Origin of the sequence: Brotomerdimonas butyrica, assembly GCF_025567305.1 — a bacterium.
GTDB classification, from domain to species: domain Bacteria; phylum Bacillota; class Clostridia; order Peptostreptococcales; family Anaerovoracaceae; genus Lentihominibacter; species Lentihominibacter butyricus.
Genome location: NZ_JAOQJP010000001.1, coordinates 97,205 through 112,672, shown reverse-complemented (window position 1 = coordinate 112,672; position 15,468 = coordinate 97,205). Strand labels below are relative to the sequence as shown.

Below are 15,468 nucleotides of genomic sequence, written 5' to 3'. Positions count from 1 at the left end.
ATTTCAAGGAAAAAGAAGGCCTGTATCTGTAAAAGGCTCTGCAGCGTCCCCTACAGAAACCTTCGTGCGTCGACGACCAGCTTTTCTTCAAGCCCTATCAGTCGTTTCGTTATGTCTTTTGACTTTTCATCGGCTGCCTTATACTGGTTCAGAAACCTGCTCAGTGATTTCACGCCCATGTTGCAGCCGTCTGTCATCAGATCCGCGATAGTCTGATCCGATCCGTCCATCGCCATTTTAGCGTTCGTCTTCATCCACGACATGCCCTTGGCCATCATGTTGGGCTCCTTGCCGCTGTCGTGATACTGATCGAGAAGCACCTGTATCTCGTCCTGAAGCTTCACATGCTGTCCCCTGCAGAATTTCAGCGCTTTTTTGAAATCCTCGCTCTGCACATATTCAAATACGTCATCTATCGACGAAACGCCCATCTTGATGCCTGCGTCGCATTCTCTCAGCAGCCTTATCGTGTCCTGTTCCACCATTTCCCGTATCCCCCTGTCTTTCTTATGCCGGCTTCGTTATATTTCGTTATACGAATATCGTTCCCCCCGGAGACGATTTTATTCAGTCATTGACGATGTTGAGCTTTTTTATTATAATATTATATGTAACAGCTTTATTTATGCATATTTCCTAATGCATGAGTTTTTGTTGTTATATATAACAACGCATTGTTAAAAGAACAAAAGTGGCTTAGCCACATATTTTCATGTGGAACTTTTGTTGATATTCCGGAAATATCGAAAGCGATATTTCCTGCATAATAAAAAACTGTAAAAGCCTGCCTGCAGACCTGCATGAACGCATTCCTGTACAGGCGGCAGAGAGAGGAAAACGATGAAAATAAGCAAGAACACGGCCACTGACCTGATACGTGAGATCAGCTCAGTCATAGATTACGATATAAATATCATGGATGAAAACGGCATAATCATGGCCAGCACCGACCCGCTCCGTCCGGGACAGTTCCATGAAGGCGCTCATCTTGTCATAAAGGAGAATCTTCGCGAACTGCCTGTCTACTATGATGACGAATACGCCGGATGCAAGAAAGGCATCAACCTGCCGCTCTTTTCCGACGACAATATCATAGGCGTTGTCGGCATAACCGGAGAGGTTTCCGAGACCAGCAGATATGCCAGGATAATCAAGAAAGTCACCGAGATCCTCGTAAAGGATTTTGAGACCATACAGCAGAAAGACAAAAAAGAGCATGCGCGCATGCTCTTCATCAGCAACTGGATAAACGACGAGCTCGACGATCCTGATCATCTGGCCGACACGCTGAGAAAGTACCACCTCGATCCTCACTCGCCTATGACAGCTGCACTGATAAGCCTCTCCGACCCGGAATACAGCATCAGCGAGTTCCTCGATTCGAGGATAGACAAGACACATATCCTCACAGGATACAACAATGACTTCGGCATGCTGATCGGAAACTTCGACTCAGCTGCAAAATTCAGAGACTACCTGGAGCCGCGCTTCAACAGCGAGTTCCCTCAGGAAGCGTATCTGTGCATCATAGGCACGTGCTACCCCGACTGCAAATCCGCAGTGGAATCTTTCCGTCAGGCCAGAAGAGCGATGAGCCTTAAGAGAAACTGTTCGTCGGGTATATACCTGTACGATGATCTTCTCCTCGATATCATCATAGCTTCTGTCGATATCGATCACAAAAAACGTTTCACCGACATGATATTCAGAAACTGCAATGACAACGAGATAAACGACGTCATCCATTTCATCAATATATACTACAAGAATAACGGCTCGATAAATGCGATAGCGCGCGAGCTTTTCATACATAAAAATACTGTGCAGTATAAGATCAGTAAGATCATAAACCGCACAGGACTCGATCCACGTATAACAAAAGATCTGATATCGCTGTATCTCGCAGGCCGCTGGTATCACAGCTGATACCGGCGCCGCGTCACACGGATGCAGGCATGCGTTCAAGTTCTTTCTCAAGTTCCGCGCTCATCGCGCTGCCGAATCTCTTCATCATTATCATATAGCGCACCATACGTATCAGCGCCTTTGAGGCCGACACTTCCATGCTCTGCCCTTCTACTGCCATCACATCGCAGTACATGACGAGCCCCACCAGCAGTGCCACACCATTGTCGGCAGCAGCCTCTATATCATCGCGATCGAGCTCAGGAGTCATATCCTCACGTACAAGAGTCTTGTGCATCTCTACCGCAGCCGCTCTGATCCTGTCCTTCAGATCACGATACATATCTATCAGCATATTGTCATTCGCAAAAAGCGTAGTCAGTTCCGTATAGAAAAACCTGTATTTAAGACAGTGCTTCAGCACTTCTCTGATGCATTCGATAAAATCGGCTGCACTCCTGACTTCAGCATATTTCTCCACAAGCGCTTCGGCCTCGCTCTTCATCCTTTCTGTCCAGATATAGCGGATCACTTCCTCTTTATTGTCGTAGTAGTAATACAGATTGCCGGGGCTTATACCCATTTCCGCGGAAATCTGCACAGTACTGACATTAGAAGCTTTCCGCTCGTTGAATAATCTTATAGATGTGTCCAGTATCCTGTCTTTAGTTTTTCTGGCTTTCATGTCATGCCTCCATTTACATGCCCTGTTATATCAAATATCTATTCCCTGAGTGTTACCCACTCGCCTGCAAGCTCAGATACAGACTTTACAGCCGTATCCTTTTTGAGCTCGACTTTTTCGTTTTTCAGCTGGCTGAAAAGCTTTTTATAATCAGCTTCGCTGAATGTCCTGAATCTTGAATTCTTCATTTCCAGGCTCACGCCGTTGTTTCTGGCAGCATAATTGAACGCAGTTCCGCCTGCAAAAGTGCCGTCTTCATAGCTCCTGAGCACTTTTGTGACTGCAGTGTCCGTGTCTTTGCATGCCGATGTTATGACAGTCTCCGACAGACCGCTCTGATCGAAGTCCGCACCTATCACCTTGCCGCCTGCCTTCTCGGCTGCTTTTATCACGGAGCTGCTCACTGATCCGCCGCATGCAAATATCACTTCCGTGCCGCCGTCGTACCACTGCGCTGCCAGCTTCTGCACGTCGTCAGAGCCTTCGGATGCTCCTGCATATCTGTAGTCTATCTCCACCTTCGTTTCCGTCTCTGCGACAGCTGCAGCCGCTCCCTGAACGAATCCGTATCCGTATCGCTTTATCTCCGGAAGAGCCTGTCCTCCTATGAATCCCAGCTTCGTATATCCGTCTTTGACAGCGGCATATCCGGCCATGTATCCGGCTTCCTCTTCTGCAAAGATCACGCTTACAGTGTTCCCGGCAGTGGCATAATTGCTGCTGTCATCGTGAGGTACACCGTCTATGAGAAGAAAGTCCGTATCAGGATAAGCCGACTGCGCCGAATATACTGCCTGAGCAAAGCCGCTGCCTGCCATCACTATCATTCCCGCTCCGTCATCTGCAGCTTTTTTCACAGCTGAAAGATACGCCTCTTCCGACGCGTCATCAGGCTTGTACAGCTTAGCTGTCACACCTTTTTCCTCTGCAAATCCTTCCACACTCTTCCATGCCGTCTGTGTAAAGGACGTGTCATCTGTTTTCCTGTCTTCTGCGATCATCGCCACTTCGCACGTCATATCGCTGTTCGATCCGCTGTCCTGCTTCTGTCCGCAGGAAGCCATCGCAAATATGAGAACTGCTGCTGTGAGTATGCTGATCACTATCCGTTTCATACCGACACTCCTTTCATATATTTGTCGGCGTCAGCCGACATAAAGGTTATCCTTTAGGGTTTCATATATTTGTCAGTCAAAGACTGACATCAAGGTTATCCTTTAGGGTTTCTATGATTTGTCAGTCGAAGAATGACATCAGGTTATACCCTCGTGGTGTTTCATATATTTATTTGTCGGCACAGCCGACATTAAGGTTACACCCCTGCGGGGTTCCATTCACCTAAACCGTGATCACTGCTTTTATCAGTTTTTGCGGTTCCGGTTTATCATTTCTGATTTTAACAGAATTGCCGACTTCCTCCAATGCTTTGCCGACTTTTTTCACATCATTTCCATAAACGGTACATATAACATCACCTTTGCGGACGTATTCGCCTGTCTTTCTATGCAGATAAAGCCCCGCCGAAAGGTCGATCTCATCATCTTTCGTTTCACGGCCTGCACCCGTGTGCTGCGACGCGAGGCCGATCCTCATCGTGTCCATCCCTGCTATATACCCGTCGCACCATGCTTTCAGATCTTCCGATATCTCCGCCGAAGGAAGCAGCCCCGGATCCTCCGTGATATCCGGATCACCGCCCTGCGCCGCCACGAACTCCCTGAACTTTTGCAGTGCGCTTCCGTCGCTCAGCGCCTGCGCGGCTTTCTGCTCGCCCTCCTGCAGCGACGATGCCCTGCCGCCGAGATAGACCATGGTACCTGCAAGCTTTACAGAAAGCTCCGTGATATCATCAGGACCTTCATTCTTCAGTACCTGTATCGCCTCTCTGACCTCAAGCGCATTTCCGACCGCGCGGCCGAGAGGCTGATCCATATCCGTGATGACAGCGACCGTCTCCTTGCCTGCCGCACTGCCGATCTTCACCATCAGCTCAGCAAGTCTTCGAGCGTCCTGCTCCGTTTTCATGAACGCGCCGCTGCCGCACTTTACATCGAGAAGTATCGCATCAGAACCCGCTGCAAGCTTCTTGCTCATGATGCTCGATGTTATCAGGCTCAGATTATCCACAGTCCCCGTGACGTCCCTGAGCGCATATATCTTCTTGTCGGCAGGTGCGATATGACCGGTCTGACCAGTCACAGCAATGCCTGTGCTGTTGACCTGCTTCACGAAATCCTCGTACGCCATCGCGACATGGAATCCCGGTATCGCTCCGAGCTTGTCTATCGTCCCGCCCGTGAATCCAAGTCCGCGTCCGCTCATCTTTGCCACCGGCACGCCGCATGCCGCCGCAGCCGGTCCGACGATCAGCGTGGTCTTGTCTCCGACGCCGCCCGTGCTGTGCTTGTCGACCTTGATGCCTGCGATCCCGCTCAGATCCATCACTTCGCCTGAATCCCGCATCGTCTTCGTCAGGCAGATCGTCTCCTCGTCATTCATTCCACGGAAATACACCGCCATCAGGAATGCTGACATCTGATAGTCAGGTATCGCTCCTGACGTGTATCCATCCACGATGTACCTGATCTCATCCTCCGAAAGCTCTCTGCCGTCTCTCTTTTTTATTATGATATCTACAGTATTCATCTGATACAAACCTCCTGTCCCTCCGGGTTTCTACGGTTTTATGCAAAGCGGCACGCAGTTCAGCCTGTCAAGCGATACGAGGCTGTACTCCACACCGTGATGCACGCCCTCTATGGCAGTCCTGAAGCCGTCTTCGCCGTGGACATGCCCGTATATCACGCGCTTTACACCGTAATCATCGAATATCTGCTGGAACCCCGAAAACGCCGTCTGCTTCGATACCGGCGGATAATGCAGCACGCCGAGTATGTCCGGCTCTTCTCCCGCATCTGCCGCCATCTTCACCGCCTTGTCCAGTGAAGCTCTGAGCCTGAGCATCTCTCTCTTGTAGATCCGCTCGTCGTCCTCGCCGAAGTCATCGTTGTCCGGCGTCAGCCAGCCTCTCGTCCCGCATATATAAATGCCTTCGGCAACACAGCAGTCATTCTGCAGGAACGTGACTGTTTCATACATTTTATTGAGTTTTGTTATGCCGCTCCACCACAGGTCATGATTTCCCTTAGTGATGATCTTGCGGCCGGGCAGTGCATCGACCCAGTCCAGATCGTACTTCGCCGACTCCAGCTTCAGCCCCCATGAAATATCACCCGGCAGTATGACCGTGTCGTCTTCCGATATACTGCTGCACCAGTTCTTCCTGAGCCTTTCGGCATGATCGTACCACCTCGGGCCGTATATGTCCATCGGCTTGTCGACCGCAGGATCGAATGAAAGGTGCAGGTCTGCTATAGCATATATGCTCATTTATATCCATCCTCTGTGTTTCTGTTTATTTTATTCGAAAAACTTCAGCGTATCCTGCCTGCTGTCTCCCGTCTCTTCAGGCTCTCCGACCGTCGCAACTCCCTTGAGTGCTCGCTGTATGCCTCTTGTTCTCACACCTACGAGCTTTTCGAGATCCTTCTGTGCCTGCTCCATCTTTGTCTGTGTCTTGACGAGCACGTCTCCGAACTTGTCGAACTCGGTCCTCACCTTTGCAAGCGTATCCCATACTTCGCCTGACTGCTTCTGCAGCGCCAGAGACCTGAAGCCCATCTGGAAGCTGTTGAGCATCGCCGCCATCGTCGTCGGTCCCGCTATGTTTATGCGGTAGTCTCTCTGCAGCGTGTCCACAAGTCCCAGCCTGAGCACTTCGGCATACAGACCTTCGAACGGCAGGAACATTATCGCGAATTCAGTCGTGTACGGCGGACTTATGTATTTCGTCCTGATGTCTTTTGCCGCCTTGAGCACGGCGTTCCTCAGCCCGTCCGTCGCAGCCTTTATCAGCTGCCTGTCACCCGTGTCGTACGCGTCGAGCAGTCTCGTGTATGCATCTGCCGGGAATTTAGAGTCTATCGGCAGGTATACAGGCCTGTCGCCTTCACCAGGGAATTTTACTGCAAATTCCACTCGCTCGCTGCCGCCCTTCACAGCGACGTTCTCGTCGTACTGTTCCGGGGAAAGTATCTGCGCCAGTATCGCGCCAAGCTGTATCTCTCCGACTATGCCTCTTGTCTTCACATTTGAAAGAACTTTTTTCAGATCTCCGACTCCGGCAGCCAGCGTCTGCATCTGCCCCAGCCCTCTCGTCACCTGCTCAAGAGTGTCGCTGACCTGTCTGAACGATCTGCCGATCCTGTCTTCCAGGGTCTTCTGGAGCTTCTCATCGACCGTGTTCCTCATCTCGGAAAGCTGCCTGTTGTTCTCATCCGTCATCATCGTGATCTTCTTTTCCATGGAGATCCTGATGTTTTCAAGCCTCTGTTCTATGCCCATAGATGTGCTTGCCAGCTGTCTGTTGAGCTCGGCCAGCCTGCGGCTCTGGTTCTCTGTGCTCTCGCGCTGGTTCTGCGCGATCATCTCTCCCATCTGCCTGACGCTCAGCTGGACGGTTTTGCTCATCTCCTGCCTCGATCTGCGCATCTCTTCGCGTATCTCACACCTGAGCTCGGCTTCGTTTCCGATGCCGCCTGCTCCGCCTCTTGATATCTTTATCATCAGTATTATGACGAGGACTGCAAGTGCTGTCACTGCTACAAACAGTCCTGCCAGAAGGATACTCTGATTTCCCATTTCGCTACCTTTCCTTATCTATTCCTGCACCTTTCGTGCGCATATATCTCTTATCACCTCACCGGCGATCATCAGCCCTGCCACAGACGGCACGAACGATATGCTTCCCGGAGTCGAGCCCATGCCGTGCCTTATCGGCAGCTCCTCGGAGTACAGCACCTTGACGCCCTCTATACCTCTTGCCCGCAGCTCCTTTCGCATCACTTTAGCCAGCGGGCACACCTTCGTCTTTTCTATCGTCGATATCCTGAATCCCGAAGGATCCAGCTTGTTCCCTGTTCCCATCGACGAGATCACCGGCGCTCCCTCGCGGTATGCCTTCTCGATGATCGCCAGCTTTCCCGTGACGTTGTCTATCGCATCTACGACGTAGTCATATGTGCTGAAATCAAAATCATCTGCAGTGTCCGGCAGGAAAAAGCACTGTACCGCCTCTATCCTGCAGTCGGGATTTATATCAGCCACGCGCTCAGCCATCACCTGAGCCTTCGGCCTCCCCACAGTACTGTGGAGCGCAGGCAGCTGCCTGTTTATATTACTGATATCTATCGTGTCCTTGTCGACCAGCGTTATACGCCCTACTCCGGCACGCGCAAGACCTTCCGTGACATAACTGCCTACCCCGCCGATGCCAAACACTATCACTGACGCCGAAGCCAGCGCATCTACGCCGCCTTCACCCACCAGCATCCCTGTCCTGACAAACTGTTCTTTCATCTATACTCCCTCTCTGCCGCCGGCCCGCGAAACTCTGCGATTACCGCGATGTGCCGCGCTCGTTGTGATGCACCCGGCCGGCATTCTCCACGATGCCGCTGATCCCGGCGATCAGCGCGATGCCGCGTCCGGCGTTCTGCTGCGCCCTGCTATTTGCGCAGCCCGTTGATTATCCTGTACACTATATCCTGTGAAAAACCGCGCGATGCCAGCCTCCTGCCTATTTTCGCCTGGAGCCTTCGCATCCCGTCGTAATCGAGTTCTTCCGTATCGATCCCGATCAGCATGCTGTCCGCTATCTTCTGCGCCTCGCTGTACTGATCAGGGACATCGTCGAGCTCATCGAACGCCGCGCTGATGATGTCTGTCGGCACGCCTTTCTCCGCGAGCTCGCGCTTTATCCTCGATATCCCGCGGCCTTTTTCAAAACCGTACTCGAAATACATGATGCTGTAGTCGAGATCGTTTATATATCTGCGAGCCTCCAGCTCATCGACTGTGTCCTTTATCTCTCCGTCCTCGAATCCCTTTCGCTTCAGATACTGCATGACCTGCTGCCTCGTCCTCGGCTTCACATTCAGATATCTGACTGCGCTTTCTCTAACATCCGCCATAACTGTCCCCCGCTGTCGCCACTATGCACGCATCTCCGAGCATGCTGCGAAGATCGCATATGGCCTTTATTCCCGTGCAGTGCACCGGCATCACGCAATCCGGCGCTTCCGCCGCCACTCGCTCCACTACATTTTTTCTTACTTCATCTGCTGCGCTGTAAAGGTGCATGCCTGCGACCAGCAGCGCGATCTTTTCCCCCGGAAAAAGGCTCTTCGCCGTATCCATAGCGGATATCACTCCTGTATGGCTGCATCCCGAGAATATGTAAAGTCCGCCGGGCTGTCTTATCACCAGGCACTGTTCGTGCGACATATCGTCTTCTGCTATGTTCCCGTCCTCGTCCGTATAGTAAAAGCTTTCGGATGGAACGAAGCCTTCCTCTTTTACGATCGACCCCGTCACGCATATGTCATCTGTGATCCATAGAGGCCCGTCCGTTTTCACGAGCCTGCCGCCTATCTCGGCTTTTTCCTCAGCTGTCCATCTGATGCCGTCGTTGGAACCGTGCAGCCTGCCGTCTCGCAGCGAGTACGATTCTCTGAACGCATCGCGATGGATGTATATAGGCGCCCTTTCATTTATCCTGCAGAACGCCGGGAATCCGCCCGTATGATCGTAATGCCCGTGGCTGACCACCGCCAGATCCGCCTCTGCCAGATCGATGCCCATACGCTCCGCATTGTGTGCCAGTATATCCGTGGCACCCGCATCGAACAGTATCCTTCGTTCGGGTGTCTCTATGTATATGGAAAGCCCGTGCTCCGCGATGATGCCGGGGTTATCCGTCTTGTTCTCCACAAGGAAGCTGATCTTTATGCTGTCGCTGATCCTGTTGTTTTCACTGTTCATTGCTTTCTTCCTTTTTTCTGCCGCTGAGGCTCATGCCTACGACGCCTGCGATTATCAGAGCCGTGCATACTATGTGATACCACATCAGATCTTCACCGAGTACGACAACGCCTGCAACTATCGAGATAGCAGTCGAGACATTGCCGAATATCGTGCCCTTTGCAGCCTCCATCTTGCTCAGCATATAGCTCATCAGATGTGCCGACAGCAGTATGCATCCGATACCCAGGTATGCGCCCGCAACGAGCACCTGAGGGATCGCCAGCGCCGAGAAATAATCTCCGAAGCTCTCGCCCGTGATGATGTATTTGACTATGAACGCTATATGGAACACGATGAATCCGAACACAACTATAGAAAACGTTATCTCTATCGGAGCATAGTCGTTCCTCGTGTACCTCATAAGTATGTTGCTGAGAGCCATCATTATGCTCGAGATCAGCAGCAGCACCGTTCCCAGCGGATCTATCGTGATCTTCGCCGCACCCATCACGATCATGAAAACCAGTGACGCGACCGTCAGGCATATGAATACGTTCTCGACCCACGACGATTTTTCACCGAGGAAAACCGAAGCTATGATCTTTACAAGTATCGGCACCACTGCGAATATTATCGACCCTTCTACAGAGGTCGAGTGCGACAGACCGACCACCTGCAGCGCCATGAAGCCCACGTAAAAAAATGCTGTCAGCATCAACTTTCCCTTAGGCTTGTTCCTGATGTCTATCTTCACTATCCTGAGCGCCATCAGCAGCATCATTGCCACGAACGCGAATGCGTATCTGTAGCACAGCAGATTGAGTCCGCCCGTGTATCTCTGGCATATCTTTATCCCGAGGAATGAAAATCCCACGAGTACCGAGAAAAAGACTGCCGCCGTGTAACCTTTTCTTCTATCTATATCTTTCTGCAGCATGAACAATACATCCCTTTCTCAAGCTGAAAATCCGTGAATTCCACGTCGCTGCGGCCAAGCACCGGCGTGCCTCCCAGTATCTCTTCCAGGCCTCTGCCCGTGTATTTGCAGTAAGCCTCTTTCCGCGCCCACAGTAAAAAGAAGCCGTCGCTGCCCGTTTTCTCTATATAGCGCTGTTCTTCTTCTGTAAAATATCTGCGGCTGACCTTTTCGACTCTGACGTTTCTCTCCTGTTGTATGTCGAGTCCCGCAGGCACATCTGAGACCAGGCAGCCGAAATACGCTCCGCTGTGGCTCACCGATATATACGGCCGGCCGTCGCTATTATCGCAGATAGCTCTGTCCTCATCCGGATCTGTACAAACGCCGGCGATATATGGCTTGCCCCTGTCCGTCCGCTCCACGCGCCCCGCATGCACCCCGCACTGACGAAGCGCATCAAGTATCAGCAGATCGGTCAGCTCTCTGCCTGACGCCTCCGGAAACATGTCTCTGTAGTTTTCATATATATATAATTCCATAAAATGATCCCCTGAAAGCCTCTCACACGTCAAATGATAAAGAGCGATAAAAAGGCGGACTATTTAATGTCCGCCGCTTTTGCTATGTCTGGTCGTATTCAAGTCGCGCCAGTTCTCACTTTTCTGACTCTGCCAGTCTTTCGAGGATCCTCCTGTATCCGTCGGATCCGTATACGAGGCACTTGTTTATCCTGCTTATCGTGGCAGTCGATGCCTTCGTTATGTTCTCTATCTCACTGTAGGTCTTGTTCTCAGACAGCAGCTTCGCCACCTGAAGCCTCTGTGCGATAGCGTGTATCTCGTTGACAGTACATATGTCTTCAAAGAATCTGTAGCAGTCTTCCTCATCCTGAAGCAGCAGTATCGCTTTAAAAAGCTCATCTATATCTTCTCTCTTGAATCTGGATTCGTATGCCATATCATGCTCCTTTCATCACACACGTCTGTAACTGGATTATATCATTTCCGGCTTTCTCAGTCAATGATTACTTTAAAGCTTTAAAGCGTGAATCAGTGTGCGAATCAGTGTGGGTCAGCGTGCAGTGACCGAGATATACCGGCCTCATCAGAACAGGCTGAGAGCTTTTTCGAGCTGTGCGTCAGTGCTGCTGTCTTCCTCGTTTTTCACTTCGTAGTCAGGCTTCACACCCTTCTTGTGTATCTTGTTGCCGTCCGGCGAGAAGTACTGCATTATCGTGAGCTTTATCGCCGATCCGTCGGAAAGCTCAGCCGTCGACTGTATCACACCCTTGCCGTATGTATTCTGTCCTACCAGCTTGAATCCGTTGTCCTGAAGGGCTGCAGCCAGTATCTCCGACGCACTCGCACTGTTTTCATTCACCAGCACCACGGTGTTGAGATCTGTCTTGCCGTCTTTCGAATCGTAGTCGTTCCTGTTCTTGTTCTTGTCTTCGACATATACTACAACGCCCTCATCGAGGAACTGGTCTGCCACTTCTACCGCTGCATCCACCAGGCCGCCGCCGTTGTCGCGCAGATCGAGCACGAGGTTCTTCGCTCCCTTGTCTTCGATATCTTTGAGGGCTTTTTTGAAGTCATTTCCCGTAGACTCGATGAATGAAGAGATGCTGATATATCCTGTGCTGTCGTCGAGCATCTCATATTCGACGCTGTGCTGCGTTATCTTTGCTCTCGTGAGTGTTACTTCATCTTCCTTGCCGTTTCTTGAATATGTGATCGTCACCTTTGTGCCCTCGTCTCCGCGTATAGCGTTCGCGATCAGCTCCAGATCATCATACTCCTTATCGTCGACCCTGAGCAGTATGTCGCCGGCCTTCATACCTGCTTTTTCTGCAGGGGAATCCTTCGATACAGACACTACTGTAAAGCTGCCGTCGTCTGCCTCTGCAAAGGTCAGGCCCACGCCTGAATATTCACCTGTTGCCGAGGCCTTCCAGCTCTTGTATTCATCGGCAGTCATATAGCTCGAATACGGATCGTCGAGTCCGGATACAAGACCCTTGCACGCTCCGTCGAGCAGTGCATCGTCATCCACATCCGAATAATAGTTCTTGTTTATCGTTTCGTACAGGCTTTCCAGCTTGCTGTATCTTTCATATACACCCGACATCTCGTCGTAGTCTTTCTTTGACATCTTGACGTATCCCAGAGCTCCGTTGAACACGGCAGCACAGGCTCCGCCTGTCACCACGCTTCCCGCAAGGAATGCCGCAACGATGCAGATCACAAATTTCTTTTTCTTCATCTCCATCACATTACCTCCTCAATAACAAACTGTACGCTTTCTCTTCCCATCCATTCCTTTATATTTATCGTGCCTGTGATATCGACCGGACCTCCGGACGAAAGCAGGTCTGCATTTTCCCCGGCTTTCCTGAAAAGTATGCAGTCCGCTCTGCTGCCGTCTGAAGCCACTGCCGTGAATCTGGCATGCTCCGCATCATCTCCCATGAACCTGAGCTTTGAAACGGTCACATCGCACATCCTGAACACCGGCTTCGGGTTTGCCTGACCGTACGGCTGCAGCTTTTCAAGACCCTGTGCCAGCTCCATGGTCAGCTCTCCCGGAGTTATCGTCTCATCCCACACTGTCGGCACATCGAACATGTGCGGATCTCCGTCGAGCATAAGCTGTACTTCCCTGTTCAGCTCGCTCCTCAGGATATCGAGATTTTCTTTCTTCATCAGGAAACCGCACGCACTCCTGTGTCCGCCGAATCTCTTGAAAAGGCCGTCGTGCCGCTTGAGCAGCGCGAATATATCTATGCTCTCGACACTGCGTCCCGTACCCTTGAGATCGCCTTCTCCCGACGGCGTCACTATTATCACCGGTCTGTTCAGAGTCTCCTTGATCTTTCCTGCAACGATACCCGCTATGCCTTCATGTATGTCATCCATATCGAGGACGATGAAGTTCTCAGCCCCGGTGATCTTTTCCATGCACCGCTCGTATGCGTCGTTCTGCTTCGCCTTTCTCTCAGTGTTGAACCTGACCAGCTCCGCGACCTTTGTCTCGATCGTCCTGCTGTCTTCCGCCTGAAAAAGCTCGACGGCTTCTTTTGCATGAGCCATCCTGCCAGCAGCATTTATATGGGGCGCTATGCCGAAAGCGATGTTTTCCGATGTGACTGTTCTGAGCGATATCGCTTCCGCAAGTCTTTTGAGCGATTTGCGCCTGCCTTCATTGATCCTCATCAGTCCGTATTTCACGATCGTTCTGTTCTCGTCTGTCAGAGCCACGATATCTCCCACCGTGCCTATCGCCGCAAGATCCAGCACGTCGTTTATCACGCTCTTCGGCAGTCCCGTCTTTCTGCATATCGCCTGCACCATCTTGAACGCAATACCGCATCCCGCCAGCTCTGTGAAAGGATAGCCGCATTCCTTCTGCTTAGGATTTATCAGTATGCAGTCGGCTTTCACATCCTCGATGCTGTGATGGTCGGTCACGATCACCTTCATTCCCAGCCTTTTCGCATACTCGACCTCCTCGTATGACACGCTCCCGCAGTCCACTGTTATGATAAGATCGACACCGTCGTCCTTTATACGCGATACCGCTTCCATATTGAGGCCGTATCCTTCGCTGAACCTCGACGGGATATAATATGTAAAATTATCCGTCAGCATGCTCATAACATGCGACAGTATGCATACGGACGTCACCCCGTCAGCATCATAATCTCCGTATATGCATATCCTTTTTCCTGAATTTATTTCCGACAACAACAAATCCACTCCCGCCTCCATGTTAAGAAGCAGGAATGGATCGTATGTTTTCTTTGGTCTGTCTGACAAAAATTCGGAAATGTCTTCTTCTGTTGATATCCCTCTCCTGTTCAGGATATCCTTCAGGATCTCTTCTGCTGTTTTCATGTATTTCTTTCCTGTCCGATTTTTGTTTTCAATGCCTGTTTTATACCGGTCTCCCTGTTACAGTATGTAATCCAGAGGGTCTACCTGGACGCCGTCGAGTATCACCTCGAAGTGGCAGTGAGGGCCTGTAGAGTATCCCGTAGAACCTATGTAAGCTATCGTCTGGCCTCTCGAAACCTGCTGTCCCACACTCACATTAAGGCTCGAGTTGTGACCGTAAAGCGTCACTACACCGCCGCCGTGGTCTATCTGCACGCAGTTTCCGTAGCCGCCGTACCATCCTGCATATATCACCCTGCCCGGATTTGCCGCTACGACACTCGATCCGTAAGATGCACCGATATCTACTCCTGTATGACCTCTGCCTACACCGAAAATAGGATGCGTTCTCCACCCGAATATCGATGTTATATTGCTTGTCCCGACGCTCGGTACAGGCCATGCCATAGCTCCGCCCGTATATGATGAATCGCTGCTGGAGCTTCCGTTTTCTACCGCGTTCTGCGACATAGCGGCAGCATCCGCCTTGAGGCTGTCAAGCATCTTCTGAGTCTCAGTGTTCGATGCGGAGATCTCAGCCTTCTGCTTCTCTACTGTCGCCTTGCTCGCCTCCAGCGTGCTCTTTTCGCTTTCAGCTACCTTCTTTGACTCATTGAGCTCTGTCTGGAGTTTCTCAACTTCCTTCTTTTTCTTGTCTATCTCGTCATATGCGTCCTGAAGTCCTGTCAGCACTTCCTTATCGCTGGAGTATACTTTCTCCACCATATCGAGGTTTGTCAGGAATTCCGTGAAGCTGCCTGAATCGAGCAGTACATCGACGAATCCGATCGTCCCGTTCTTGTACATGTTCCTGAGTCTGCTTCCCAGATTATCGTTCTGCACCTGGACTTTGTCCTCAGCCTCCTTCAGCTCTGCCTCGAGAGTCGTCAGCTTGGCTTCACCCTCGCTTATGGCTGCATCCAGCTGATTTATGCTGTCCTGCATGCTCTGTATCTTCTTTTCAAGATCCAGCATCTGCGATGCCAGATCGCTTTCCTTGGACTGTCCTTCCTTGAGCTGGCTTTCCTTCTGCTTTATCTGATCTCTTATCTCACTCAGCGAAGCCGCACTGGCAACTGAAGTCTGCATGCACATAAGAAATGCCATAAGGACTGCCATGATGATCATCAACCGTTTTTTTCTCATACCTCTTCCTCCTG

16 protein-coding genes are annotated in these 15,468 nt (G+C 51.1%); 1 reads left to right on the top strand and 15 read right to left on the bottom strand.

Going from position 1 to position 15,468, the window contains the following annotated elements; genetic code table 11:
- Nucleotides 1-50: 50 nt before the first annotated feature.
- Complete coding sequence (locus tag OCV59_RS00490) at nucleotides 51-485, bottom strand: hypothetical protein (protein ID WP_147592366.1); 435 nt, start codon at nucleotides 483-485, stop codon at nucleotides 51-53.
- A 355-nt stretch (nucleotides 486-840) separates the two neighbouring features.
- Here OCV59_RS00490 and OCV59_RS00485 point away from each other — a divergent pair, with 355 nt between their 5' ends.
- Nucleotides 841-1,926 (top strand): CdaR family transcriptional regulator, encoded by a 1,086-nt coding sequence (locus OCV59_RS00485; protein ID WP_147592365.1) that lies wholly within the window; start codon nucleotides 841-843, stop codon nucleotides 1,924-1,926.
- 13 nt (nucleotides 1,927-1,939) lie between these two features.
- Here OCV59_RS00485 and OCV59_RS00480 read toward each other — a convergent pair whose 3' ends face one another.
- From OCV59_RS00480 to OCV59_RS00415, 14 genes are all read right to left on the bottom strand, one after another.
- Nucleotides 1,940-2,590 (bottom strand): TetR/AcrR family transcriptional regulator, encoded by a 651-nt coding sequence (locus OCV59_RS00480; protein ID WP_147592364.1) that lies wholly within the window; start codon nucleotides 2,588-2,590, stop codon nucleotides 1,940-1,942.
- Nucleotides 2,591-2,628: 38 nt separating this feature from the next.
- A complete protein-coding gene (locus OCV59_RS00475; protein ID WP_147592363.1) occupies nucleotides 2,629-3,705 on the bottom strand; it encodes a BMP family lipoprotein in 1,077 nt (358 codons plus the stop codon).
- A gap of 223 nt (nucleotides 3,706-3,928) precedes the next feature.
- Nucleotides 3,929-5,236 (bottom strand): pyrimidine-nucleoside phosphorylase, encoded by a 1,308-nt coding sequence (locus tag OCV59_RS00470; RefSeq protein ID WP_147592362.1) that lies wholly within the window; start codon nucleotides 5,234-5,236, stop codon nucleotides 3,929-3,931.
- Between the two features lie 30 nt (nucleotides 5,237-5,266).
- The gene (locus OCV59_RS00465; protein WP_147592361.1) at nucleotides 5,267-5,980 is read right to left on the bottom strand and encodes a metallophosphoesterase; all 714 of its coding nucleotides are present in this window, start codon (nucleotides 5,978-5,980) and stop codon (nucleotides 5,267-5,269) included.
- Nucleotides 5,981-6,010: 30 nt separating this feature from the next.
- Entirely contained in the window at nucleotides 6,011-7,291 is a 1,281-nt protein-coding gene (locus OCV59_RS00460; protein ID WP_262583984.1) for a DNA recombination protein RmuC, read from the bottom strand.
- A gap of 18 nt (nucleotides 7,292-7,309) precedes the next feature.
- Nucleotides 7,310-8,008, bottom strand: coding sequence for a tRNA threonylcarbamoyladenosine dehydratase (locus tag OCV59_RS00455; RefSeq protein ID WP_147592360.1), 699 nt, complete (start codon nucleotides 8,006-8,008; stop codon nucleotides 7,310-7,312).
- Between the two features lie 149 nt (nucleotides 8,009-8,157).
- Nucleotides 8,158-8,622: a regulatory protein RecX gene (locus OCV59_RS00450; protein ID WP_147592359.1), complete on the bottom strand. Its 465-nt coding sequence runs from the start codon at nucleotides 8,620-8,622 to the stop codon at nucleotides 8,158-8,160.
- Nucleotides 8,609-9,472 (bottom strand): MBL fold metallo-hydrolase, encoded by an 864-nt coding sequence (locus tag OCV59_RS00445; RefSeq protein WP_147592358.1) that lies wholly within the window; start codon nucleotides 9,470-9,472, stop codon nucleotides 8,609-8,611. Before OCV59_RS00445 ends, OCV59_RS00450 begins: the two co-directional genes overlap by 14 nt.
- Complete coding sequence (locus OCV59_RS00440) at nucleotides 9,462-10,391, bottom strand: DMT family transporter (protein ID WP_147592357.1); 930 nt, start codon at nucleotides 10,389-10,391, stop codon at nucleotides 9,462-9,464. Before OCV59_RS00440 ends, OCV59_RS00445 begins: the two co-directional genes overlap by 11 nt.
- Complete coding sequence (locus OCV59_RS00435) at nucleotides 10,373-10,912, bottom strand: 4'-phosphopantetheinyl transferase family protein (protein WP_147592356.1); 540 nt, start codon at nucleotides 10,910-10,912, stop codon at nucleotides 10,373-10,375. Before OCV59_RS00435 ends, OCV59_RS00440 begins: the two co-directional genes overlap by 19 nt.
- Nucleotides 10,913-11,027: 115 nt before the next feature.
- Nucleotides 11,028-11,330: a YerC/YecD family TrpR-related protein gene (locus OCV59_RS00430; protein ID WP_147592355.1), complete on the bottom strand. Its 303-nt coding sequence runs from the start codon at nucleotides 11,328-11,330 to the stop codon at nucleotides 11,028-11,030.
- Between the two features lie 147 nt (nucleotides 11,331-11,477).
- Nucleotides 11,478-12,644 carry a S41 family peptidase gene (locus tag OCV59_RS00425; protein WP_147592354.1) on the bottom strand — a complete coding sequence of 389 codons (1,167 nt, stop codon included), beginning with the start codon at nucleotides 12,642-12,644 and terminating at the stop codon, nucleotides 11,478-11,480.
- Nucleotides 12,644-14,269: a single-stranded-DNA-specific exonuclease RecJ gene (gene recJ, locus OCV59_RS00420; RefSeq protein WP_147592353.1), complete on the bottom strand. Its 1,626-nt coding sequence runs from the start codon at nucleotides 14,267-14,269 to the stop codon at nucleotides 12,644-12,646. The genes OCV59_RS00425 and recJ overlap by 1 nt, the downstream gene beginning before the upstream one ends.
- A 57-nt stretch (nucleotides 14,270-14,326) precedes the next feature.
- On the bottom strand, nucleotides 14,327-15,454 hold the full coding sequence (locus tag OCV59_RS00415) for a murein hydrolase activator EnvC family protein (protein ID WP_147592352.1): 1,128 nt from the start codon (nucleotides 15,452-15,454) through the stop codon (nucleotides 14,327-14,329).
- Nucleotides 15,455-15,468 lie beyond the last annotated feature (14 nt).

Excerpts from the sequence above, each read along its gene's own strand:
- OCV59_RS00450 (WP_147592359.1), bottom strand. The coding sequence starts at position 8,622 with ATGGCGGATGTTAGAGAAAGCGCAGTCAGATATCTGAATGTGAAGCCG.
- OCV59_RS00475 (WP_147592363.1), bottom strand. The coding sequence starts at position 3,705 with ATGAAACGGATAGTGATCAGCATACTCACAGCAGCAGTTCTCATATTT.
- OCV59_RS00455 (WP_147592360.1), bottom strand. The coding sequence starts at position 8,008 with ATGAAAGAACAGTTTGTCAGGACAGGGATGCTGGTGGGTGAAGGCGGC.
- recJ (WP_147592353.1), bottom strand. The coding sequence starts at position 14,269 with ATGAAAACAGCAGAAGAGATCCTGAAGGATATCCTGAACAGGAGAGGG.
- OCV59_RS00445 (WP_147592358.1), bottom strand. The coding sequence starts at position 9,472 with ATGAACAGTGAAAACAACAGGATCAGCGACAGCATAAAGATCAGCTTC.
- OCV59_RS00470 (WP_147592362.1), bottom strand. The coding sequence starts at position 5,236 with ATGAATACTGTAGATATCATAATAAAAAAGAGAGACGGCAGAGAGCTT.
- OCV59_RS00465 (WP_147592361.1), bottom strand. The coding sequence starts at position 5,980 with ATGAGCATATATGCTATAGCAGACCTGCACCTTTCATTCGATCCTGCG.
- OCV59_RS00435 (WP_147592356.1), bottom strand. The coding sequence starts at position 10,912 with ATGGAATTATATATATATGAAAACTACAGAGACATGTTTCCGGAGGCG.
- OCV59_RS00460 (WP_262583984.1), bottom strand. The coding sequence starts at position 7,291 with ATGGGAAATCAGAGTATCCTTCTGGCAGGACTGTTTGTAGCAGTGACA.
- OCV59_RS00480 (WP_147592364.1), bottom strand. The coding sequence starts at position 2,590 with ATGAAAGCCAGAAAAACTAAAGACAGGATACTGGACACATCTATAAGA.
- OCV59_RS00485 (WP_147592365.1), top strand. The coding sequence starts at position 841 with ATGAAAATAAGCAAGAACACGGCCACTGACCTGATACGTGAGATCAGC.
- OCV59_RS00415 (WP_147592352.1), bottom strand. The coding sequence starts at position 15,454 with ATGAGAAAAAAACGGTTGATGATCATCATGGCAGTCCTTATGGCATTT.
- OCV59_RS00440 (WP_147592357.1), bottom strand. The coding sequence starts at position 10,391 with ATGCTGCAGAAAGATATAGATAGAAGAAAAGGTTACACGGCGGCAGTC.
- OCV59_RS00425 (WP_147592354.1), bottom strand. The coding sequence starts at position 12,644 with ATGGAGATGAAGAAAAAGAAATTTGTGATCTGCATCGTTGCGGCATTC.
- OCV59_RS00490 (WP_147592366.1), bottom strand. The coding sequence starts at position 485 with ATGGTGGAACAGGACACGATAAGGCTGCTGAGAGAATGCGACGCAGGC.
- OCV59_RS00430 (WP_147592355.1), bottom strand. The coding sequence starts at position 11,330 with ATGGCATACGAATCCAGATTCAAGAGAGAAGATATAGATGAGCTTTTT.